A 21,120-nucleotide genomic window follows, 5' to 3' on the forward strand; every position below is an offset into this window, starting at 1 on the left:
CCCAAAAGCTGCCTAATAAAGGCGCTGATGGTAGCACGCTTTCATAGTGAGTGGTGTGTGTGAGTCGCTCACGCCGGGCTGCCGCTAAACGACAAAAACCCCGCACAAGGCGGGGTTTTTGATGACGCAAGGCGTCAGAGCGATAGGCTCAGGGGTGCATTACATCATGCCGCCCATGCCTCCCATTCCGCCCATGCCACCCATATCTGGGCCAGCTTCTTTTTCTTCCGGATCATCAGCGATCATGCACTCAGTGGTGATCATCAGACCAGCAACAGAGCCCGCAGACTGCAGTGCAGTACGGGTTACTTTCGCCGGGTCAAGAACACCCATTTCGAACAGGTCGCCGTACTCACCCGTTTGAGCGTTGTAGCCGAAGTTGCCTTCGCCGTCTTTAACACGGTTAATAACTACAGCAGCTTCTTCACCGGCATTGGTAACGATCTGACGCAGCGGAGACTGCATAGCGCGCAGCGCCATGTTGATACCGTGGTTCTGGTCTTCGTTTTCGCCAGTCAAGCCTTGTACTTTGGCCATTACGCGAACCAGTGCGGTACCGCCGCCAGGTACAACGCCTTCTTCTACGGCTGCACGAGTAGAATGCAGCGCGTCTTCAACGCGAGCTTTCTTCTCTTTCATTTCGACTTCGGTAGCAGCACCAACGCGGATAACGGCAACACCGCCTGCCAGTTTGGCAACGCGCTCTTGCAGCTTCTCTTTGTCGTAGTCAGAAGAAGTGTCTTCGATCTGCGCACGGATCTGGTTAACGCGTGCTTCGATATCGTTTTCTACACCAGCGCCATCAATGATGGTGGTATTTTCTTTAGACATCGTCATGCGCTTGGCAGTACCCAGGTGATCCAGGTTCGCTTGCTCAAGTGTCAGGCCGACTTCTTCAGAAATAACGGTACCGTTAGTCAGGATAGCGATATCCTGCAGCATGGCTTTACGACGGTCACCGAAGCCCGGCGCTTTGGCAGCGGCTACTTTAACGATGCCGCGCATGTTGTTTACAACCAACGTTGCTAGCGCTTCGCCTTCGATATCTTCAGCGATGATGGCCAGCGGCTTGCCCTGCTTGGCAACGGCTTCGAGTACCGGCAGCAGTTCACGAATGTTGGAGATCTTCTTATCCACGAGCAGGATGTAAGGATCTTCAAGTTCAACCGCCATGGTGTCCTGATTGGTCACGAAGTAGGGAGAGAGGTAGCCGCGATCAAACTGCATACCTTCAACGACTTCCAGCTCGTCTTCGAAGCCACGACCTTCGTCAACAGTGATAACGCCTTCTTTACCGACTTTTTCCATCGCTTCAGCGATGATTTCACCGATGCGCTTGTCACCGTTGGCAGAAATAGTACCTACCTGAGCGATAGACTTGGTGTCGGTGCAAGGCACGGACATTGCCTGGATTTCTTTAACCGCAGCAGTAACCGCCTGGTCGATACCGCGCTTAAGATCCATTGGGTTCATGCCGGCAGTAACGCCTTTCAGGCCTTCTGCAACAATGGCTTGAGCCAGTACGGTGGCGGTAGTGGTACCGTCGCCTGCGGCGTCAGAAGTCTTAGAAGCAACTTCTTTAACCATTTGTGCGCCCATGTTTTCGAACTTGTCTTTCAGTTCGATCTCTTTGGCAACAGAAACGCCGTCTTTAGTAACGGTCGGCGCACCAAAGGATTTGTCGAGCACAACGTTACGGCCTTTCGGGCCCAGGGTAACTTTTACTGCGTTGGCTAGAACGTCAACGCCACGAGCCATACGTTTGCGTGCGTCATCAGAAAACTTAACTTGTTTAGCTGCCATGTTCGTTACTTCCTAAAATCGAATTATAAAAGGTGAAAGTAAGTAGTCGAGGCGATGATTAGCCTTCAACGACCGCCAGGATGTCGGCTTCGCTCATGATCAAGACTTCTTCGCCGTCGATTTTTTGCTTCTCAACGCCAAAGCCATCTTTGAAAATTACGCTGTCGCCAACTTTAACGTCTAGCGGACGTACTTCGCCGTTATCGAGAATGCGACCGTTGCCTACTGCAAGAACTTCGCCACGTGTGGGCTTTTCTTGTGCATTGCCTGGAAGCACGATGCCACCAGCAGTTTTCTGTTCTTCTTCCACGCGGCGAACTACGACGCGATCGTGCAAAGGACGGATTTTCATGCTCACGTTCTCCTGAGTATCGTCAAGGCCCATAAAGGGCAGATAGCTAAAACAAGATTCTCGAGGACATTCCCACGAGAAATGAAGGTTCACGACCTTCGTTGTTAATGGTGACAACGTAACCGTCGTCACCGAGCCTGTATGCTGGTTCAAAAAGTGGGGGCTTCGGAAGCCCTTTCAAGGGGGTAGCGGTGAAAAAAGCGTCTTTTGTTTGATTTTTTTATGTTAATTGACGCTAGCGGCGCCGGGAGCCATCATCGCGGCTAATAAAATCACCTTCTAGCGGCCCAGCTTCATTAGAAGTATCAGCCTTATCACCATTACGTTCATAAAAGGCGCGTTGCTGGCGATGCGTCTTGTGTTGCTCGCTTTGCCCGCTATAAACACTGGTTTTTAAGCCCAGCCACATTAAGGCTTTATACATAAGCTGACGTGCGTTGGGCAGCAGGCAGGCGATGCCCAGTATGTCGGATAAGAAACCGGGCGCCATCAAGAGGGCGCCACCAAAAATAAGCGCCGCGCCCGTTAGCAGTTCATTGGACGGGATTTCGCCTGCCTGCATACGCTGGCGGGCGCGGGCAAACGTGGATACACCCTCTTTACGAATTAGGTGCAGCCCAATGAAGCCGGTGGCTAAAACAAGCAGCAGGGTAGTGAGTAAGCCTATTTGACTACCGATTGAAAACAGCAGTATGAAATCGAGTAAGGTAAATAATGAGATAAAGACAAGAATAGGCATGACGAGCTCCGTAACAGGCGTAATCGCTCATTATTGTGTCATAAGTGCAAAAAACAAGCGTCTTATCGTATGTTCATCGATTAACGCTAAATGCTTAAGACCTAATTTTTATGTGTCCATGATGCAAGCTGGGCTAGAGTTGTTTTACAAACCAATGGGTAAGGAGAGGGGTATGCAGTTAGCCGATAAAGTTATTGCTATTACGGGAGGTGCACGCGGGCTTGGCTTTTCAGTAGCGCAGCGTTTGGGCGAGCAGGGGGCGGCGCTCGCTCTGCTGGATATGAGTGCTGAAGCATTAGATCGAGCGGTATTAGAGCTTAAGCGCCAAGGGGTTCAAGCAGAAGCGTTTGTCGTGAATGTCGCTGACGAGACCTCGGTCATTACGGCGTTTGAGGATATTGCGAAACGCATGGGGCCTATTAGCGGTTGTGTAAACAATGCAGGTATTACCGATGATGCTTTGCTGGTCAAAGCCAGTGGTGGGCGCATAGAAAAACGCATGTCGTTAGAGACCTGGCAAAAAGTTCTTAACGTGAATTTGACCGGCGTATTTTTATGTGGCCGTGAGGCGGCGACCCAGATCATAGAAGCGGGGCACGAGGGCGTTATCGTTAATATCTCAAGCATTTCACGGGCCGGCAATGCGGGGCAGAGTAACTATGCGGCGGCTAAGGCTGGGGTTCACGCGCTGACGGTGACGTGGGGTAAGGAGCTTGCCCGCTACGGCATTCGCACCGGTACTGTGGCACCGGGGTTTGTCGCAACCGACATGACGGCGACTATGCGTCCAGATATGCTGGAAAGAATCGCGTCTAGCGTGCCTCTAAAGCGCTTGGGAGAGCCCGATGACATTGCCAAAAGTGTCGCGTTTATTTTTGACAACGACTATTTCAGTGCGAGGATTATCGAATGTGACGGCGGCTTGCGGCTGTAATTCTATTTGAAAAAAAGCGCTAAGACCGCGAGCCGGGCTTACGCCCTCGGCTCGCTTTAAGCGTTTTTAAAAACCGGGTCTTTAAAAACCGAGTCTTTAAAAACCAAAGTAGTCACGGTTAATTTCACGCTGGAAGTACATTTCCAGGCGTAGCGTCATCGCCCACCGAGGGTCGTAGCTAACCTCACGTTGAAAGTGCAGTTCTGGAATGACATCGGCAAATAAAATGCCTTTATGGACATCTCGGCGATAACGGGTTTGTAAATAGTAGTTTGTCATGCGCGGGTTGGAGACGCTTTCGCCAAGGGCAATGACTGAGTAACGCAGCGCACTACGCTTATTAAGCCGTTGGTTAAGTTCGGCAATTTCGCTGTACTCAAGCGTATCTTCTTCTTCCCGCCACTGAACGTTAGTGATAAAGCGCAGGTGACGGTTTTCAGAAAGCGGGCGACCAACGTCCCATTCGGTACGCGCTGAATAACCTTCATTATTAAACCACGAAAGGCGGTTAAACGATTCCAGCTGCCAGGGGCCGTCACCGATATCCCAGAGCCGTTCGCTGGTAAAGCGTACATAAGGATCTAGAGGTAGGCGTAAGCGAACACCCGCACCGATCCGGTTACTCCAGTTTTCGCGTTTATCCCGGCTTTCAAGCCAGTCTAGGCCGAATGTCGAATTACGACGGTCGCGCTGGTCATTATACAGGCGGCCCGAGCCTTGATCGGCCAACGTGCCTTGAGATTCTTCCGGGTCGCTTTCAATGACTAGGCGTAAACGCTCTTCGGTAGTGGGTAGGTCGATCCGGTAGCGTACACTGACGTCGCCGCCCACACCATCTCCTTCCATCCAGTCAATCTCTTGACCCAGGCGCAAGTAGGACTCGTTATTAACGGAGTTGTTATAGTGTTCCCCACCAAAAAACGAATCAATGTTGCGTGATGTATTGTCTACCCAATTGCCAACACGGGCACGAAACGGCTCAACTTGCTCTTCGGCCCAATCGGGTAAATCACTATCTTCTTCCTCGGCGTAAGCCTGGGCAGTAATAAGCGTTAACGTGCCCAGGCATAGCAAGGCAAAAAACTGTTTCATGTAATTATCTCGAATGATCGTTTTTTAAAATTATATGAAGCGCTAGCTTAGGCTTAGGAAGCTTTATGTATTTCAATATTCTTTGCCCACTTTAACACGCGTTTGCGATCGCGTCGGCTGTTCATGCGGTGCGTATCGACACTGGAGGGAATAATCTGGCGGACAGGCTCGGCTGTTAGATTCAAATTGAAACACCGTGAAGCGCCGGTCGGCATGTCTTCTGAACCGTAAATAGCAATAACGCGAATCTCGAGCTGTAATTCCTGCTGTTTGATAGCGTCTTCATCCAAGTCCCAGTAGTGGATGAGTCGTTTTATGATCGACTCAAAGGACTGAATATGAATGTAGTCCCCTGAGTTAAGCGGCCCTTGGTGCGTGCGGTAATCTACCTCTTCATCATCATCGCCCTGTTGCTGGTACTCAACGATATCGAGCTGGTAGCTTTGCTCCTTGGTATGCAGAACCGCAACAAGATGCTGAACGTAAATGGCTTCGTTGCTCATATTGCTTACCAGGCAAAGAGCATCCAGGCCTACTCCCTTGCCCCGATTAATAATAATTCGAGGCCGACGTTGGCGCGCGTAGCCGCCATAAAGCAGTTGGGCATAGAAAACCCAAACAAATAAGGTAAGGATGCTGCTAACAGCGGAGATTGCCTGTGCGTGCTCGTTGAGCCATTCCATAATTGAGATCCTTCTCAAGGCAAGGTGCCGAATTGCAAAACACTAACGTTGCTAAAAGGTTAGCAGAAGTTAGCTAAAGGGGGAGGTGATAAATAGGGGTGAAAAAAAGCATAAAAAAATCGGTAAGCATATGCTTACCGATTGATAGGAATATAATAAAAATGAGATAACTAACTAAAATTGGTGCGGATGGGGAGACTCGAACTCCCACACCTTACGGCACTAGAACCTAAATCTAGCGTGTCTACCAATTCCACCACATCCGCAGAAGACGAGGCGTATATTATCAAATTTATGGATAATGTCAACGCTTTAAACAACATAATTGTTAGGCGTTGCTCAGCTAAGGGGATTTATGGGATTGATGAAGGGATGGCAACAGGCACATAGGGGATTGCAAAAAGCCCTGCCGGGATATTGCGCTTTTTGCCTGATGCCCGCCCATGACGGTTTGGGGTGGTGCCGCGACTGTTTGGCTGAGCTGCCCTGGAATACGCTTTGCTGCACACGATGTGGCGAACCACTTCGCCAACCGTCGCAATCGCTATGCGGTCACTGCATGCTTGAACCACCGCCTATCGAGCGCGCCCACGTGAGTCTACTTTATCAGTCTTCGATTAAAGAGCTGATGCATGATTTTAAATTTAATGCATCGCCTCGTGCAGGCATGCTCCTGGTGGAGCTGATGCTTGAAAATATGCCCGATCATTTGGGTTCTGCGCTATTGCCTGTGCCAATGCATCATCAGCGAGCGCGTGAGAGAGGGTTCAATCAGGCGTACTGGCTAGCAGAGCAATTGGCCAGACGAACCGGCCTTGAACTGCTCAATGCTGAATGCCATAAGCTAGTAGCTTCGCAGCGCACGCTAAACCGGCAGGAGCGCGCGGCTAATCTACGCGGAGCCTTTAGCATAAAAGGGCCGCTGCCTGCGCATCTAACCCTGATTGACGATGTCATCACGACCGGGGCTACTATCAATGCGCTGGCACGTGTTGCCCTGAAAGCCGGTGCAACGCGGGTTGATAGCTGGGCCGCTGCCAGAACGCCGCTGGGCAATAGTTGATAAGATAAGCGTTTGGTTACTCAGGAGCGATTTATGTCACATCCTTTCAGTGCACTTTCGCCTGATACGGTCATGTCAGCGGCCGAATCTGTCGATATTTGGCCAGCAGGAGAGCCTTTCGCGCTCAATAGCTATGAAAACCGTGTATTGATGTTTCGTGATGATGAAGCACGAAGCTGGGTGATAAAGTTTTATCGTCCCGAGCGCTGGTCGGATGCCACTATTCAAGAAGAGCATGATTTTTTACAGGAGCTGGATAAAGCGGGTGTGCCGGTAGCGGCACCTTGGCGCAATAGTGAAGGGCAGTCGTTGCATCGCTACGCCGGTTTTCGTTTTACGCTTTTTCGTCAATGTGCAGGCCAGGCACCGGAGCTCGATAACCCCGCGCATCTTTATGCGCTGGGCGAAGTGTTAGGGCGGCTGCATAAAGTAGCACATCGTAAAGCCTTTCAGCATCGCCCTCCACTGGTGCTTGAAAGCGGAATAGAAGATGCCCGCCAGCGGGTCGTTCAAAGCCAGTGGCTGAGTCCATTCCAGCAGCGTGCCTATCAAACGGTGATTGAAAAAATGCAACGGCTGCTTGCATCCAAAACGCTGGATTCAGCTTCGTTGATTCGTTGTCATGGTGATTGCCACTTGGGCAACGTGCTGGGACGGGATGAGCAATTTACCCTGGTTGATTTTGATGACTGCCTGATGGCGCCCGCCATTCAGGACATCTGGATGTTGCTGCCGACCAACGACCCCGACGGCTGGCGAGCACAGCTTAGTGAAATAAGTGAAGGGTATGAGGAGTCGCAGCCGTTTCCTCATGATCAGATGTCGTTGATTGAGCCATTAAGGGCCTATCGGTTGATTCGACATAGTGCCTGGCTGGTGTCGCGCTGGGACGATCCTGCGTTTCCACGGGCTTTTCCCTGGATGGCGGAAAGCGGTTACTGGGATCAGCACATCCGTCAGCTAGAGCAGCAGTGTTTGCAGCTTGAGCGCCCTATGTGGCTGGCTTAAGCATTTATTTAAAAGCTCCAGACAGCTTAAGAGCGGCGTGATTACCGTTTTAAAAGTCGTTGCCCACCTGCCACATATCGATTAGGTGCGTTAAAATAATTCGCTAACGCGTTTTTTAATATTTCTATTAATTTGCATTAGCTTTTTATTGACTTCATATTGCATAACCTATGAATAAAGGGCTTAGGCACTGGTTTAGAATGCTTGACTCGTTGGAGAAATTGCTGCGATGAGCAATTGCCAGCGAGTAGGCAGACACCGTTTTAGTGAGACTTAATATGACCGACGACATCGCCCAGCACTATCGCCAGATTATTACTGCTCTTGGTGAAAATCCTGATCGTGAGGGGCTGCGGGATACGCCTAAGCGTGCAGCTAAAGCCATGCAGTTTTTAAATGCAGGCTATCAGCAATCACTTGAAGAAATTATTAACGGGGCGGTTTTTGAATCCAAGACCGACGAGATGGTGCTGGTTAAAAATATTGAGCTTTATTCAATGTGCGAGCACCACTTATTGCCTTTTATTGGTAAATGTCATATTGCCTATTTACCTGATGGCAAAGTGTTAGGGCTGTCTAAATTTGCGCGTATCGTCGATATGTATGCGCGGCGCATGCAGATTCAGGAAAACCTGACCCGTGAAATTGCCGATGCTGTCCAGCAGGTAACCGGGGCGAAAGGGGTGGCTGTCGTGGTTGAAGCGCGGCATTTGTGCATGATGATGCGCGGCGTAGAAAAGCAGAACTCGAGCATGACTTCATCGGTAATGCTGGGTGGGTTCCGTGATAACCCGGCAACGCGTCAGGAGTTTTTAACGCTGATTAATTAAGTTGGCGTATCCATGGTCAGAGTGGCGATGTTGGTCAAACACTTGGTTAATTGCGCGGTTTCGTCTTAGCATGAAAGCGTAAATATGAGCCCACAGGGCCATCCTTTGGCCAGGAGTCTGTCATGGAAGCGTTAAAAGAGACACAGCTGTATTGCCCCTTTGCCTATATCGACGGCAGCTGGGTAGCCGCTGACAGTGGAGAGCAAATTAACGTTATTAACCCCGCCACAGGTAAGCCGGTGGGGGATATGCCCCGCTTAGGCAAAGCGGAAACTGAGCGTGCAATTGACGCAGCCGACGCCGCTTTACCCGCATGGCGATCATTAACCGCGCAAGAGCGGGCTGATCTTTTACTCAAGTGGCACGATTTAATGCTTGAGCATCAACACGACCTTGCGCTGCTGATGACTTATGAGCAGGGCAAGCCGGTTAAGGAAGCCGAAGGCGAAATTGCCTATGCGGCAAGTTTTCTACGCTGGTTTGCTGAAGAGGCTCGGCGCGTATACGGCGAGACCATCCCTGCCTCCAAGGCAAACCAGCGCATCATGGTCACCAAACAGCCGGTTGGCGTTGTAGGTGCGATTACCCCCTGGAATTTCCCTGCGGCGATGATTACCCGCAAGGCCGGTGCTGCTTTAGCGGCAGGTTGTACTATCGTGGTCAAGCCTGCCAGTCAAACGCCTTTCTCCGCGACAGCACTAGCGCTATTGGCTGAGCGTGCTGGCATACCGCGCGGCGTTTTTAACGTGGTGCCTGGTCGCGCCGGGGAAATTGCCGAAGCGCTCACTCAGTCACCTAAAGTTCGCAAAATTACTTTTACCGGTTCCACCGAAGTGGGCCGAACGCTGATGGCGAAGGCCTCAGAGCATGTACAGAAAATCTCGCTGGAACTCGGTGGTAACGCACCGTTTATTGTCTTCGAGGATGCTGATTTAGATGCCGCCGTTGAAGGTGCGATGGCTGCCAAGTTCCGCAATGCGGGGCAGACCTGTATTTGCACTAACCGCTTTTTAGTTCAGTCCAGCGTCATTAATGCGTTTTGTGAAAAGCTCGCAGTAGCCATGAACAGCGAGCTAAACGTGGGTGATGGCACGCAGCCGAACATTAATATTGGCCCACTGATCGATGAGAATGGGGTCAAAAAAGTCAGTGAACATGTGCAGGACGCGCTTGATAAGGGCGCTGAGCTATTGCTGGGCGGTCATCCTCATCCTTTGGGCGGCAATTTCTTCACGCCTACGCTTATCAGCTTTGCAAAGGAAAACATGAAAGTGGCCCAGGAAGAGACCTTTGGCCCCCTGGCCGCAGTCTTCCCCTTTGATGATGAAGAAACCGCCATTGAAATGGCCAACGACACCCAGTATGGGCTGGCGTCTTACTTCTATTCCCGTGATCTGTCGCGAGTTTGGCGCGTTGCTGAAGCGCTGGAATATGGCATGGTGGGGATCAATACCGGGCTTATTTCCAATGCGTCGGCGCCGTTTGGCGGTGTCAAGGCGTCAGGCCTGGGGCGTGAAGGCGGTCATCAAGGCTTGGAAGAGTATTTGGAAACCAAGTACCTGTGTATTGATCTTGGCTAATAACGGGTAGGGCATTTTAGGTTTGATGCCTACTAAAAAAGCCTCGCAAGCTGTGCTTGCGAGGCTTTTGTCTATCTACCGCATTTATTTCACTACTGTTTAGTGGCGGAAATGGCGCATGCCGGTGAAGACCATGGCAATGCCCGCTTCATTGGCTGCATCAATCACTTCCTGATCGCGCATCGAGCCGCCCGGCTGAATAACGGCGGTAATGCCCGCGGCGGCGGCTGCATCAATACCGTCACGGAACGGGAAGAAAGCGTCAGACGCCATGACTGAACCCGGTACGGACAGGTTTTCATCGGCCGCTTTAATACCCGCAATTTTGGCCGAGTACACGCGGCTCATCTGGCCTGCACCGACACCGATCGTTTGGCCAGCTTTGGCGTAAACAATGGCGTTGGATTTAACGAATTTGGCGACGCGCCATGCGAATGCCAAATCGCGCAGCTCCTGTTCTGAGGGCGCGCGCTCGCTTACCACGGTAAGCTCTTCACGCGTCACCATACCCTGGTCACGCTCTTGTGCCAGCAGGCCACCGTTGACTCGTTTGAAATCAAACGCGGGCTGGGTTTCTCCAGGCCAATGAGCGCTGACATCCAGCAGGCGAACATTTTTCTTCTCGGCGATAATCGCCACGGCTTCATCGCTTACCCCAGGCGCGATAATGACCTCAACAAACTGGCGATCAACAATGGCACGGGCAGTATCGGCTTCAAGCAGCGTATTAAAAGCAATAATGCCGCCAAAGGCGCTGGTGGGGTCGGTCGCAAACGCTTTGTCGTAAGCCTCTAGCGCGGTGGCGCCAATCGCGACGCCGCACGGGTTAGCGTGTTTAACGATCACGCAGGCCGTTTCATCAAACGCTTTCACGCATTCAAAAGCCGCATCGGTATCAGCCACGTTATTGAACGAGAGCGGTTTGCCCTGGAGCATGGAGGCTGTGGCAACGCTGGGCTCCGAGGCGGAAGGGTCAACGTAAAAGGCCGCCTGCTGATGCGGGTTTTCGCCGTAGCGCATGTCCTGCTTTTTATGTAGCTGCAGATTAAACGTGCGCGCAAAGGTCGCGTCGCTCTCATTAACCTTGCGACCTAAATAATCCGCGATAGCGCCGTCATAGCCTGCGGTATGCTCAAAGGCTTTTACCGCAAGGTCAAAACGCGTGGCAGTGCTGACTTGACCATCGTTGTCCGCCAGTTCTGCAAGCACGCGGGCATAGTCTTCGGCGTTAACCACGATGGTGGTGTACGCGTGGTTTTTAGCGCAGGCACGCACCATGGTAGGGCCACCGATATCGATATTCTCGATAGCGTCTTCCAGGCTGCAGTCAGGCTTGGCAACGGTCGCTGCGAATGGATAAAGGTTAACCACGACCATATCAATCGGGGTGATATCGTTTTCAGCCATGACGGCGTCGTCTTGGCCGCGGCGAGCCAGAATGCCGCCATGGATTTTCGGGTGCAGGGTTTTTACCCGCCCGTCCATGATTTCAGGAAAGCCGGTATGTTCGGAAACTTCCGTCACCGCAATGGCATTTTCCTGTAGCAAGCGGAACGTACCGCCTGTAGAAAGCAGCTCGATACCGCGCTCGGATAAGCCGCGGGCAAACTCCACGATGCCGGTTTTATCAGAAACGCTCAAAAGAGCGCGGCGAACAGGGGTAGCAGTACTATCAACCATTAGGGTGCTCATGTGCAGAGTTGGAAATAAAAACAACAACGCCCCATGGTTATGGGGCGTCACCTTCGATAAGTCCGTAAAGCTTGAGTTTTTTACGCAACGTGCCCCGGTTTAATCCGAGTACGTCAGCCGCTCGTGTCTGGTTACCCTCGGTATGTTCCATGACACAGGTGAGCAGTGGCGCTTCTACTTCGGCCATCACCATGGCGTACAGGTCGGTGGCCTGGCTGCCATCGAGATGCTCGAAGTAGCGGCGCATGGCGGTTTCCACGGCCTCTCTTAACGGCTGCGGCGGAACGCTTGCCGCCGGGTCAGCGAGCGTGCCCGCCAGGCGCGAGGATAACTCGCTGGAAAGAAGATCGCGTTCGTTCATGCAGCATGGCTTCCTTTGGCTAGCAGACGCTTGTCAGCATCAAGCGCCATCGCATCATTAATCCAATTAAATTGCGTTTCAGGTAACGTTAACGCATTAAATTGTTGTTTCAATTGGCGGCGTATTGCCTCGCAAAAACGCTGGTCACTTTCGAGATACCAGCCAATATGTTTGCGGGCAATACGCACACCCATTGTGTCTCCGTAAAACGCATGGAGGGCCGCCACATGTGCTAGGAGCACACGGCGACGCTCTTCAAGGCTTGGCAGTGCTAACTGCTCGCCGTGATCCAGATAGTGGGTTATCTGTTTAAAAATCCACGGATTGCCTTGGGCGCCACGTCCCACCATTACCGCATTTGCGCCGGTATAATGGAGGACTTCAGCTGCTTTTTCAGGGCTTGTAATATCACCATTGGCAATCACAGGGATTGAAAGACGCGATTTGATATCGGCAATCGTGTCGTATTCTGCCCAACCAGTATAGCGCTGTTCGCGATGTCGGCCATGAACGGCCAGTGCTTGAATGCCAGCATCTTCTGCAAGCCGAGCAATTCTTACGCCGTTGTTGGATTCAGCACACCAGCCGGTACGAATTTTTAGCGTAACCGGGACCTCAACAGCCTTGACCACGGCATCCAGAATTTCCGCTACTAAGGCTTCATCGCGTAACAGGGCAGAACCTGCTGCCTTATTGCAGACCTTTTTCGCCGGGCAGCCCATATTAATATCAATAATTTGGGCGCCAAGCTCCACATTAAGCCGAGCTGCCTGAGCAAGCATCTCTGCATCGCCGCCCGCAATCTGGACAACACGTGGGTCAGGCTCGCCCTGGTGGTCCATGCGCAGCTGTGATTTGCGAGTATGCCAAAGGCTGGGATCAGCGGTTACCATTTCACCCACCACCCAGCCAGCGCCCAGCTGTCGGCATAGCTGACGAAAGGGGCGATCGGTAACACCGGCCATAGGCGCCAGAATTACCTGATTAGGCAAAGTGTAAGGGCCGATGGCCGTTGATTGTTGCGTGGCTATGGTCATGGACATTGCGCTGCTGGATAAACGAGTAGGTCGTTTCAAGGGGGCGTATGATACGCCTACTCGGGAGTGGAATGAAGGCTGTTTCGCAGATTAACCGGGGCGATGGCCAGTAAGTCGCACCCAACCTTCGCGAATGACGGTCTCATCCATCATCATGCCTTCTGCTTCGTAGGCTTTAATTACGTCTTGGGCCTGGTTGGCAAGAATACCTGATAGCGCCAGAAATCCTTTTGGTGCGACATGGCCTGCAATCGTCGGCGCCAGCTCTACCAAGGGTCCAGCTAAAATGTTCGCGGTGACTACCGGGTAGGGGCCGCCAGTTAACTGCTCGGGGTAATAAAGCGTGAGGTCCTGCTCAGCAATCTGATTGCGCTCGGCATTATCGCGGCTGGCTTGCAGCGCCTGGGGGTCTATATCCGTGCCATCGGCATGGCGTGCGCCAAGCTTGAGTGCCGCAATCGCTAGAATGCCCGAACCACAGCCAATATCCAGCACATTTTTGTCGGCAAGCGTGCCCTCAACCGCTAGCTGATCGAGCCATTCAAGACACAGCGCAGTGGTGGGGTGGGTGCCAGTACCAAAGGCTAGGCCTGGATCCAGAATCAAGTTGACCGCATCGGCTTCAGGTGGGGTGTGCCAGCTGGGAACAATCCAGAGACGCTGTCCCATCTGAAGTGGCGTGAAGTCGTCCATCCATTCACGTTCCCAGTCGCGATCGGCTAACAGCTCATACTCAATCGCCGGGCAGGGCTCGTCAGGCATCTGCTCAGCCCAAGCCGCTGCTATACGCATAAGCATGCTCTCAACGCCTTCAAGATCATCGTACAGGCCGGTTAAGATCGTATCCTGCCATAAAGGCGTGGTGCCGCGCTCAGGCTCGAAAACGGGATCGTCGTGAGCATCCTGAAGCCCAATGGCCGTTGCGCCTTCTTCAAGCAGCAGGTCTTCGAGTAGTTCCGCCTGCTCAGGCGCGACGTGGGCTTTAAGTTGAAGCCAAGGCATGGCGTGTCTCCGCAGTAGAAACAAAAACGGTAACGGGGTGGACTCAGCCACCCCGTTTGGCATCATTATCGGCTAACCATTAAAAATTAGCCGATTTCAAAATTAGCCAGCGAGTTTCTTTTCCAGGTAGTGAATGTTGACACCACCCTGACGGAAATGGCTATCGCGTACCAAGTCTTTCTGCAGATCGATATTGGTCTTTATGCCTTCAACCAGCAGCTCGTCCAGGGCGTTGCGCATGCGCGTCAGCGCCGTCTCGCGGTCAGCGCCCCAGGTGATCAGTTTGCCGATCAGAGAGTCGTAGTGAGGCGGAACGGTATAGCCCGTATAAAGATGCGAGTCCATACGAACGCCCAAGCCGCCCGGCGCATGAAACAGCGTTACTTTACCCGGTGAGGGCATAAAGGTACGCGAATCTTCGGCATTGATCCGGCACTCAAACGCATGGCCGTTAAGCTTTACGTCTTCCTGGCGAATCGACAGCGGCAGGCCAGAGGCAATGCGCAGCTGTTCTTTAACGATATCGACGCCGGTTACCATTTCGGTAACCGGGTGCTCTACCTGAACGCGGGTATTCATTTCGATGAAGAAGAACTTGCCGTCTTCATACAGAAACTCAAACGTACCTGCGCCGCGATAATTGATTTCGATACACGCTTGACGGCAGGCTTCGAGCACATCCGCGCGTGCTTGCGGATCGATGCCGGGGGCAGGTGCTTCTTCCAATACTTTCTGGTGGCGGCGCTGAAGTGAGCAGTCCCGGTCATACAGATGGATAGCGTTGCCCTGGCCATCGGCAAGTACCTGTACTTCCACGTGACGCGGTTTCTCAAGGAATTTCTCCATGTAGACCGTGCCATCACCAAACGCTGCCTGGGCTTCGTTTTGAGTAATGCTGATTGCTTCCAGCAGCTGGTTTTCCGAATGCACTACCCGCATGCCGCGGCCACCGCCGCCAGCGGCTGCCTTGATGATGACCGGGTAGCCAACGCGCTTACCGGCGGCCAGATTCGAAATGTCATCATCGCCAAGCGGGCCGTCAGAGCCGGGAACGGTCGGCACACCGGCTTTCTTCATGGCTTCAATAGCGCTGACTTTGTCGCCCATCAGGCGAATGGTTTCAGCGCGAGGACCAATAAACGCGAAACCGGAACGCTCAACCTGCTCGGCAAAGTTGGCATTTTCAGACAAAAAGCCGTAGCCAGGATGAATCGCGCTTGAGTCGGTGACTTCAGCGGCGCTGATCAGCGCAGGAATATTTAAATAGGATTGGGCCGATGAAGCCGGGCCAATACACACAGCTTCATCCGCCAGGCGCACGTGCATCAGTTCACGGTCGGCCTTAGAGTGTACCGCTACGGTTTTAATGCCCAGTTCTTTACAGGCCCGCAGGATACGTAGGGCTATCTCGCCGCGGTTCGCGATAAGTACCTTGTCCAGCATGGGAGAGTCCACCCGTGTTGATATGAAAGATTAAGCGAGGACGATCATGGGCTGATCAAATTCCACCGGCTCACCATCTTCCACCAGGATGGCTTCAACCACACCGTCGCGATCGGCTTCGATCTGGTTCATCATTTTCATCGCTTCCACGATGCAAACGGTATCACCCTGTTTAACGGTATCGCCCACTTCTACGAAGGATTTGGCGCCGGGCGCCGGGCTACGGTAGAACGTGCCGACCATGGGTGAATTAACGGCTTCGCCGCGGAAGCTTGCGCCCTGAGGCTCGACATCAGCGCCTGGAGCAACGGGTGCCGGGGCAGGTGCGGGAGCTTGTGCCGGGTAGCCGTATTGCGGCATAGGCTGGGGCTGCCAAGTAGCGCCATTAGGATGGCGGCTAATACGTACCGACTCTTCGCCTTCCTGAATTTCGATCTCGCTAATGTTTGATTCTTCGAGTAGTTCGATCAGTTTTTTTACTTTGCGAATATCCATACTGAGCCCCATTAATGTTTTGAAGGTTGCGACCTGGCTACGCTGAACGTAAAGCTTGAAAGTGTGATATTCAGCGCGCAGTAAACCAGTTTAAAAAAACAAGAGAACGCTGCATGTTAGCGAACGTTCCCCCTTCTACAGCTAAAAAATTGAGAATTTAACTAATATGGAAGCGGAGTTTGCCGAAAAAACAAGTGCATGTCCAGCGCTTGTCCAGTGGATAGCTAAGACATTACATCCCCTTAATGCACTAGTCAGCTTAGTCAGCGTTTGGCTAGGAGTGTGCAGTTATTAGCGCGGGCCAATAACTACAAAGGCAAAATCCAGAGGATTATGTTTCTAACTCGATAACCACTGCTTTAATGACGAAAGATGTTCAGCAAGCTCACTGGCAGTGGCTTCCCCCTGAATGCGCGCTGTGCGTATCTCATTGCCTTGATTAAAAAACAGTAGACTTGGCGGGCCAAATAGCTGGTATTGATTTAGCAGCTGTCGGCTCTGCGCGGTGGTATCAGTCACATCGACTGAAATCAGCGTAAAGCCTTCCAGGGCAGCCACAACGCGTGGGTCGGGGTAAACATCACGTTCCATTACCTTGCATGAGATACACCACTCGGCAGTGAAGTGTACAAAAGCGGGTTGGTTGGCATTATCTGCTTGAGTAAGTGCTGACTGCAGTTCGTCCAAGCTATCCACTTCCGCAAATGCGAGCGCGATATTAGCGCTTGCCTCGGACGTGCTTGAGAAGCTTAACGGGCGCAGGGGATTGTTATTGCCCTGGGCTGCGCCCAGTACTAAGGCGACCCCCCAGGCCAGCAGCATCAGCCCTAGCGTTTGCCGGGCACGTGACCAACCTGGTCGCTGGTTTATCGTTAAAGCGCCAAGCACCAGTGCGCTGCCAATAGCCAGGGCCGCCCAAAGTAATAGCCCAATAGGCCCTGCAACCAAGCGCTCGATCATCCAGACCGCGACACCCAGCAGCAACAGGCCAAAGGCGGTTTTAACCCCATTCATCCAGGCGCCTGTGCGGGGTAGCAGCGTTACGCCAAATGTGCCGACGAGTAATAGCGGCAGGCCCATCCCCAGGCCTAAGGCAAACAGTACCGCGCCGCCAATAACGGCATCGCCCGTTGACGAAATGAACACCAGCGCGCCCGCCAAAGGGGCCGTTACACATGGAGATACTACTAAAACGGAAAGTGCCCCCGCTAAAGCCAGCCCGCCAGGGCCGCTTTTTTGGGCGCGTGCCTGCCAAGCATCAATACGGTTAGTGAGCCGTTGTGAAAAGCGCAGTTCGAAAGCGCCAAACATGGCCAGTGCAAATAGCGTAAATAAAACAGCAAACGTAATTAATACCGGTGCCGACTGAAGGCGCGCCTGTAGATTCAGTCCGGCCCCAAAAAGACCCATCAGCACGCCTACGACCGCGTAAGTGGCGGCCATACCCAGTACGTAGCTTGCCGAAAGTACAAAAGCACGCGGTCTGGTCGGTTTCTGGCCTACGATAATAGAGGAAAGAATCGGAATCATGGGTAGCACACAGGGCGTAAACGTAAGACCAAGTCCCGCAAGAAAAAATAGCCCTAATGCCAACGGCAGGCTTGCCTCGCTTAAAAGCGTGCTAAAACGGCTGTCGGCACTTTGTGGTGTGCTTATAGATGGGTTTGAAACAGAACTTGAAGCAGAACTTGAAACAGAACTTGAGAATGAACTGGCCATGTCAGGATCTGACGTGTTGCCAGGCTCTACGCTCCCAGCAGCTTGGCTTGTATTCTCGCTTAGCCACTCAGCATATTGGGCGGGCGGTTCTGATTCAGCCGCCTGAAGGTCTACGCGTTCGGGAGGATAACAAAGCCCGGCATCGGCGCATCCCTGAAAGGTGAGCGCAATATCAATAGGGCCTGAGTAGGCACTTTCCAGAGGCGTTTCAAACACTACCTGATCACGGAACGTGTAAACGTCGCCGAAAAATTCGTCGGTGGTAAATGTGCCTTCCGGCAGAACGGAATCGCCCAGCGTTACCGACGGCGTCTGGCTTTCAACGGCAAACTGGTGCCGGTAAAGGTAGTAGCCCTGGGTAATCTGCATGCCAACATAAAGCGTTTCGCCATCGTGCCAGGCGTTGGGCTGAAACGCCTCCATCACCGGTAAAAACGCCTCTTCACTGCTAGATGAAAACCACTGTGCTTGGGAGGTCAAGGGCAGGCAACAGAGAAGCAAGAGCGAACTTAAGCGGTTGATGGATAACACGATACATCCTTAACGGCGGTGTGACGGGGTAAGCACCTGCATAGATCTCGCGCAGGTAAAGCCGGACACTTTAATAGGGCGGCAGCACGAAAAAAACGTTGGCTTGGCATAATAAGAAGGCCGCCTTGAGGGCGGCCTTCTTAATAGAGACAAAACGCGAGCGTTAGTTCACTTACGCTTTTTGGTAAGCTGCCGCTGATTTCTCAATGGCTTTACGCGCCGCCTCTACGCCTTCCCAGGACTCAACTTTTACCCACTTGCCTTTTTCAAGGTCTTTGTAGTTCTCAAAGAAGTGTGCAATTTGCTGACGCAGTAGCTCAGGCAGGTCAGTGACTTCCTGAATGTCATCATAAAGCGTACTGAGCTTGGGGTGCGGTACGCACACAAGCTTGGCATCTTCGCCCGCTTCATCGGTCATGTTCAGGATGCCGATAGGGCGCGCGCGGATAATGCTGCCTGGCGCTACCGGGTGAGGAGTAACCACCAGCGCGTCCAGCGCATCGCCATCATCAGCCAGTGTGTGCGGAATAAAACCATAGTTGGCGGGGTAAAACATCGGCGTGGCCATGAAGCGGTCAACCAGCAGCGCGCCCATGTCTTTATCGATTTCATATTTGATCGGAGCGTGGTTCGCAGGAATCTCGATCGCCACGTAAATATCGTTCGGCAAATCCTTTCCAGCAGGGATGTTATCGAAGTTCATCGTTGAGTCCTTAAGTCCTTGGGTGATGCAGTGGCTAAGCAATTGATGCGTTGCACGAATAGGCGGGAATTATACGAAGATGACTCTACGATTGCCAATGCAACATAGCGCTAGGGGCGTATCACTGTGCAAGTGCCAGCGGCGATTCACCTTTATCAACCCAAACGTGACGTTAGTTGGGCATCGCATTGAGGTCGTTGCGTGTATTATAGCGGCTGTGAAATTCATGCTGAGCGGTTAGCCAAGGAGGATGAGTGGGGCATGCCCAGTTGCTAATCAGTTATGGTCAAGCGTTTGTGGCTCCTGACAGGCGCTTGCATCGCAGCTCCATGTCGGTGCGTTTCCCTGATGCGCCGATATTGAAAGTTAAAGGGGGCTGCGCGGTTATCAGCGACTCCGTTTCACGCAATACGCTGGCTAAACAGGCGGGCGACCTGAGCGTGCGGGGTTTTTTGGCAGACTACTTTTCCACGCCTGACCACTGGGACACGAAAACATCGGCAACTCGCGTGCTGCGCGCACTGAATAGCTGGTGCTATAGCCAAAGCCAGCATGTAAAAGAGGGTGGCTTTGTTTCCTCCATGTCAGTCATGGTCTTCCGTCAGCGCGAAGCCCATCTGTTTCATATGGGCGATACGTTGGTCTTTCGCCTGCGCGGCGCTGAATTTGAGCAGCTAAGCCGTGATCATGTCACCGACATCGGCGGCTATCACTACCCATCCCGGGCGCTGGGAATGGATGGCAGTGTGGATATTGACTACACCCATCTGGGACTCAAGCAAGGGGATATTTTTCTGTTTACCACGCGGGGTGTGCGCGGCACGCTGCTGCCCTCGGATTATGTGCGCCTGATTCGTCAGGATGCCAGCGACCTGGATGCCGCCTGCGAACGCTTGGCCAGTGAAGCTAAACAGCGTGCCCAGGAGCGTGGCTACGGGGGTGACCAGTTCTGTTTTCAACTGGTGCGTATCGATGAGCTTCCCGAAGAGTCACCGGATGATCCAAGCCTGATTTACGGCGATCTGCCGATTCCGCCCGAGCTTGCCCCCGGTGAGCGTTTAGACGGTCTGGAAGTCATTGACGTGCTGTCACGCAATGCGCAGTCTCGCGTTTACCGGGTGCGGGATGTACATACTGAACGTGAAATGGTCATGAAGGCGCCTAGCCCCGAACTTTCACTGCGTAATGCTTATCTGGAGCATTTTCTACTTCAGCAATGGATCGTTGAACGGGTCAATTCGCCCTTCATTGTAAAAGTGGTGAAGCCTTCAAGGCCGCGGCGCTATCTTTATTATCTAATGCAGCATGTGGAAGGCGAGACGCTTCGCCAGTGGGCCGAAAGGCATCCCCAGGCAAGCCTTGTCCAGCGGCTCGATATTGCCAATCAGCTGGGCAAAGCCGTTCAGGCGCTGCATCACCGGGATATTATCCATCAGCAAATTACCCCGGATAATATCTTGATCGACACGCATGGGAAGCTGATTCTGAACGATTTCAGCGCATGTCATATGCGTGAAGCGGATGGCCACCGTCAATCGGGAGAACTGCTGCGCCAAATCGGTTTTAACGAGCATACCGCACCTGAATATGCACTGGGTGACAGCGTTGGGCGCCGCAGCGATCAGTACTCCCTAGCCTCAACCGTTTACTGGCTGTTGACCGGGGCGTTGCCTTATCAATTCACACCGAACAAGTTACGCAGCCATACGGATCTGGAAGAGCTTAGCTACCGCAGTTCGCGTGCCCAGAATCCAGAAATATCCATTGAGCTGGACGAGGCGTTAAGACGCGCGCTGGATCCTCAGCGGGCGCTGCGCTTTAGGCGTCTGTCGGAGTTTTTACATGCACTTCGCGTACCGCTGGGTCGTCTACCCGCCCGCGAAGAAGCTCGCCCGGAGCCTCGGCGTCATTTCTGGCAGGGGGTCGCTGGCGTATTATTACTACTACTCGTGCTGTCGTGGCTGCTACGTTAGGGCCGCTATATTAAAACGGTTATAAAATAGCTGACCATAAAAAACGGGCGATGAAATAATCATCGCCCGTTTTGGTATAC

General features: G+C 52.7%; 19 protein-coding genes and 1 tRNA gene. 6 read left to right on the forward strand and 14 right to left on the reverse strand.

Going from position 1 to position 21,120, the window contains the following annotated elements; translation table 11 throughout:
* Positions 1–159: 159 nt before the first annotated feature.
* The 3 genes from groL to D467_RS0102885 all read right to left on the reverse strand — a co-directional run bounded on the left by groL (position 160) and on the right by D467_RS0102885 (position 2,894).
* A complete protein-coding gene (groL, locus tag D467_RS0102875; RefSeq protein WP_018916004.1) occupies positions 160–1,803 on the reverse strand; it encodes a chaperonin GroEL in 1,644 nt (547 codons plus the stop codon).
* A 58-nt stretch (positions 1,804–1,861) separates the two neighbouring features.
* Positions 1,862–2,155: a co-chaperone GroES gene (locus tag D467_RS0102880; RefSeq protein ID WP_018916005.1), complete on the reverse strand. Its 294-nt coding sequence runs from the start codon at positions 2,153–2,155 to the stop codon at positions 1,862–1,864.
* A 235-nt stretch (positions 2,156–2,390) separates the two neighbouring features.
* Complete coding sequence (locus D467_RS0102885) at positions 2,391–2,894, reverse strand: FxsA family protein (protein ID WP_018916006.1); 504 nt, start codon at positions 2,892–2,894, stop codon at positions 2,391–2,393.
* A 172-nt stretch (positions 2,895–3,066) separates the two neighbouring features.
* On the opposite strand from D467_RS0102885, the gene D467_RS0102890 reads away from it, so the two are divergent.
* Positions 3,067–3,828 (forward strand): SDR family NAD(P)-dependent oxidoreductase, encoded by a 762-nt coding sequence (locus D467_RS0102890; RefSeq protein WP_018916007.1) that lies wholly within the window; start codon positions 3,067–3,069, stop codon positions 3,826–3,828.
* A gap of 96 nt (positions 3,829–3,924) precedes the next feature.
* Here D467_RS0102890 and D467_RS0102895 read toward each other — a convergent pair whose 3' ends face one another.
* The 3 genes from D467_RS0102895 to D467_RS0102905 form a co-directional block, all read right to left on the reverse strand.
* On the reverse strand, positions 3,925–4,920 hold the full coding sequence (locus D467_RS0102895) for a hypothetical protein (RefSeq protein ID WP_018916008.1): 996 nt from the start codon (positions 4,918–4,920) through the stop codon (positions 3,925–3,927).
* Between the two features lie 53 nt (positions 4,921–4,973).
* A complete protein-coding gene (locus D467_RS0102900) occupies positions 4,974–5,603 on the reverse strand; it encodes a hypothetical protein (protein WP_018916009.1) in 630 nt (209 codons plus the stop codon).
* A gap of 181 nt (positions 5,604–5,784) precedes the next feature.
* Positions 5,785–5,869, reverse strand: a tRNA-Leu gene (locus D467_RS0102905).
* Between the two features lie 89 nt (positions 5,870–5,958).
* On the opposite strand from D467_RS0102905, the gene D467_RS18980 reads away from it, so the two are divergent.
* The 4 genes from D467_RS18980 (at position 5,959) to D467_RS0102925 (ending at position 10,084) form a co-directional block, all read left to right on the forward strand.
* Positions 5,959–6,666 (forward strand): ComFC family protein, encoded by a 708-nt coding sequence (locus D467_RS18980; RefSeq protein ID WP_155826421.1) that lies wholly within the window; start codon positions 5,959–5,961, stop codon positions 6,664–6,666.
* Positions 6,667–6,699: 33 nt separating this feature from the next.
* On the forward strand, positions 6,700–7,674 hold the full coding sequence (locus tag D467_RS0102915) for a serine/threonine protein kinase (RefSeq protein WP_018916011.1): 975 nt from the start codon (positions 6,700–6,702) through the stop codon (positions 7,672–7,674).
* A 278-nt stretch (positions 7,675–7,952) separates the two neighbouring features.
* Positions 7,953–8,504, forward strand: a complete 552-nt coding sequence (folE, locus tag D467_RS0102920; protein WP_018916012.1) for a GTP cyclohydrolase I FolE — start codon at positions 7,953–7,955, stop codon at positions 8,502–8,504.
* 122 nt (positions 8,505–8,626) lie between these two features.
* A complete protein-coding gene (locus D467_RS0102925) occupies positions 8,627–10,084 on the forward strand; it encodes an NAD-dependent succinate-semialdehyde dehydrogenase (RefSeq protein ID WP_018916013.1) in 1,458 nt (485 codons plus the stop codon).
* Positions 10,085–10,183: 99 nt separating this feature from the next.
* On the opposite strand, the gene purH is transcribed toward D467_RS0102925, so the two are convergent.
* The 8 genes from purH to ppa form a co-directional block, all read right to left on the reverse strand.
* Entirely contained in the window at positions 10,184–11,764 is a 1,581-nt protein-coding gene (gene purH, locus D467_RS0102930; protein WP_018916014.1) for a bifunctional phosphoribosylaminoimidazolecarboxamide formyltransferase/IMP cyclohydrolase, read from the reverse strand.
* Between the two features lie 49 nt (positions 11,765–11,813).
* Positions 11,814–12,137: a DNA-binding transcriptional regulator Fis gene (fis, locus tag D467_RS0102935; RefSeq protein ID WP_018916015.1), complete on the reverse strand. Its 324-nt coding sequence runs from the start codon at positions 12,135–12,137 to the stop codon at positions 11,814–11,816.
* Complete coding sequence (dusB, locus tag D467_RS18985) at positions 12,134–13,174, reverse strand: tRNA dihydrouridine synthase DusB (protein ID WP_018916016.1); 1,041 nt, start codon at positions 13,172–13,174, stop codon at positions 12,134–12,136. The genes fis and dusB overlap by 4 nt, the downstream gene beginning before the upstream one ends.
* Before the next feature lie 90 nt (positions 13,175–13,264).
* Positions 13,265–14,176, reverse strand: a complete 912-nt coding sequence (gene prmA / locus D467_RS0102945) for a 50S ribosomal protein L11 methyltransferase (protein ID WP_018916017.1) — start codon at positions 14,174–14,176, stop codon at positions 13,265–13,267.
* Between the two features lie 102 nt (positions 14,177–14,278).
* Positions 14,279–15,619: an acetyl-CoA carboxylase biotin carboxylase subunit gene (gene accC / locus D467_RS0102950; protein ID WP_018916018.1), complete on the reverse strand. Its 1,341-nt coding sequence runs from the start codon at positions 15,617–15,619 to the stop codon at positions 14,279–14,281.
* Positions 15,620–15,649: 30 nt separating this feature from the next.
* The gene (accB, locus tag D467_RS0102955; protein ID WP_018916019.1) at positions 15,650–16,114 is read right to left on the reverse strand and encodes an acetyl-CoA carboxylase biotin carboxyl carrier protein; all 465 of its coding nucleotides are present in this window, start codon (positions 16,112–16,114) and stop codon (positions 15,650–15,652) included.
* 339 nt (positions 16,115–16,453) lie between these two features.
* The gene (gene dsbD / locus D467_RS0102960; RefSeq protein WP_018916020.1) at positions 16,454–18,364 is read right to left on the reverse strand and encodes a protein-disulfide reductase DsbD; all 1,911 of its coding nucleotides are present in this window, start codon (positions 18,362–18,364) and stop codon (positions 16,454–16,456) included.
* Positions 18,365–18,536: 172 nt separating this feature from the next.
* A complete protein-coding gene (gene ppa, locus D467_RS0102965) occupies positions 18,537–19,067 on the reverse strand; it encodes an inorganic diphosphatase (protein ID WP_018916021.1) in 531 nt (176 codons plus the stop codon).
* 254 nt (positions 19,068–19,321) lie between these two features.
* Here ppa and D467_RS0102970 point away from each other — a divergent pair, with 254 nt between their 5' ends.
* Positions 19,322–21,040, forward strand: coding sequence for a bifunctional protein-serine/threonine kinase/phosphatase (locus D467_RS0102970; RefSeq protein WP_018916022.1), 1,719 nt, complete (start codon positions 19,322–19,324; stop codon positions 21,038–21,040).
* The last annotated feature ends 80 nt before the right edge of the window (positions 21,041–21,120 follow it).

It is taken from the genome of Vreelandella zhanjiangensis DSM 21076, from assembly GCF_000377665.1.
Taxonomy (GTDB): domain Bacteria; phylum Pseudomonadota; class Gammaproteobacteria; order Pseudomonadales; family Halomonadaceae; genus Vreelandella; species Vreelandella zhanjiangensis.

Excerpts from the sequence above, each read along its gene's own strand:
- fis (WP_018916015.1), bottom strand. The coding sequence starts at position 12,137 with ATGAACGAACGCGATCTTCTTTCCAGCGAGTTATCCTCGCGCCTGGCG.
- D467_RS0102885 (WP_018916006.1), bottom strand. The coding sequence starts at position 2,894 with ATGCCTATTCTTGTCTTTATCTCATTATTTACCTTACTCGATTTCATA.
- accB (WP_018916019.1), bottom strand. The coding sequence starts at position 16,114 with ATGGATATTCGCAAAGTAAAAAAACTGATCGAACTACTCGAAGAATCA.
- accC (WP_018916018.1), bottom strand. The coding sequence starts at position 15,619 with ATGCTGGACAAGGTACTTATCGCGAACCGCGGCGAGATAGCCCTACGT.
- D467_RS0102915 (WP_018916011.1), top strand. The coding sequence starts at position 6,700 with ATGTCACATCCTTTCAGTGCACTTTCGCCTGATACGGTCATGTCAGCG.
- ppa (WP_018916021.1), bottom strand. The coding sequence starts at position 19,067 with ATGAACTTCGATAACATCCCTGCTGGAAAGGATTTGCCGAACGATATT.
- D467_RS18980 (WP_155826421.1), top strand. The coding sequence starts at position 5,959 with ATGGGATTGATGAAGGGATGGCAACAGGCACATAGGGGATTGCAAAAA.
- dusB (WP_018916016.1), bottom strand. The coding sequence starts at position 13,174 with ATGACCATAGCCACGCAACAATCAACGGCCATCGGCCCTTACACTTTG.
- D467_RS0102890 (WP_018916007.1), top strand. The coding sequence starts at position 3,067 with ATGCAGTTAGCCGATAAAGTTATTGCTATTACGGGAGGTGCACGCGGG.
- prmA (WP_018916017.1), bottom strand. The coding sequence starts at position 14,176 with ATGCCTTGGCTTCAACTTAAAGCCCACGTCGCGCCTGAGCAGGCGGAA.
- D467_RS0102880 (WP_018916005.1), bottom strand. The coding sequence starts at position 2,155 with ATGAAAATCCGTCCTTTGCACGATCGCGTCGTAGTTCGCCGCGTGGAA.
- groL (WP_018916004.1), bottom strand. The coding sequence starts at position 1,803 with ATGGCAGCTAAACAAGTTAAGTTTTCTGATGACGCACGCAAACGTATG.
- D467_RS0102900 (WP_018916009.1), bottom strand. The coding sequence starts at position 5,603 with ATGGAATGGCTCAACGAGCACGCACAGGCAATCTCCGCTGTTAGCAGC.
- folE (WP_018916012.1), top strand. The coding sequence starts at position 7,953 with ATGACCGACGACATCGCCCAGCACTATCGCCAGATTATTACTGCTCTT.
- D467_RS0102925 (WP_018916013.1), top strand. The coding sequence starts at position 8,627 with ATGGAAGCGTTAAAAGAGACACAGCTGTATTGCCCCTTTGCCTATATC.
- D467_RS0102895 (WP_018916008.1), bottom strand. The coding sequence starts at position 4,920 with ATGAAACAGTTTTTTGCCTTGCTATGCCTGGGCACGTTAACGCTTATT.
- purH (WP_018916014.1), bottom strand. The coding sequence starts at position 11,764 with ATGGTTGATAGTACTGCTACCCCTGTTCGCCGCGCTCTTTTGAGCGTT.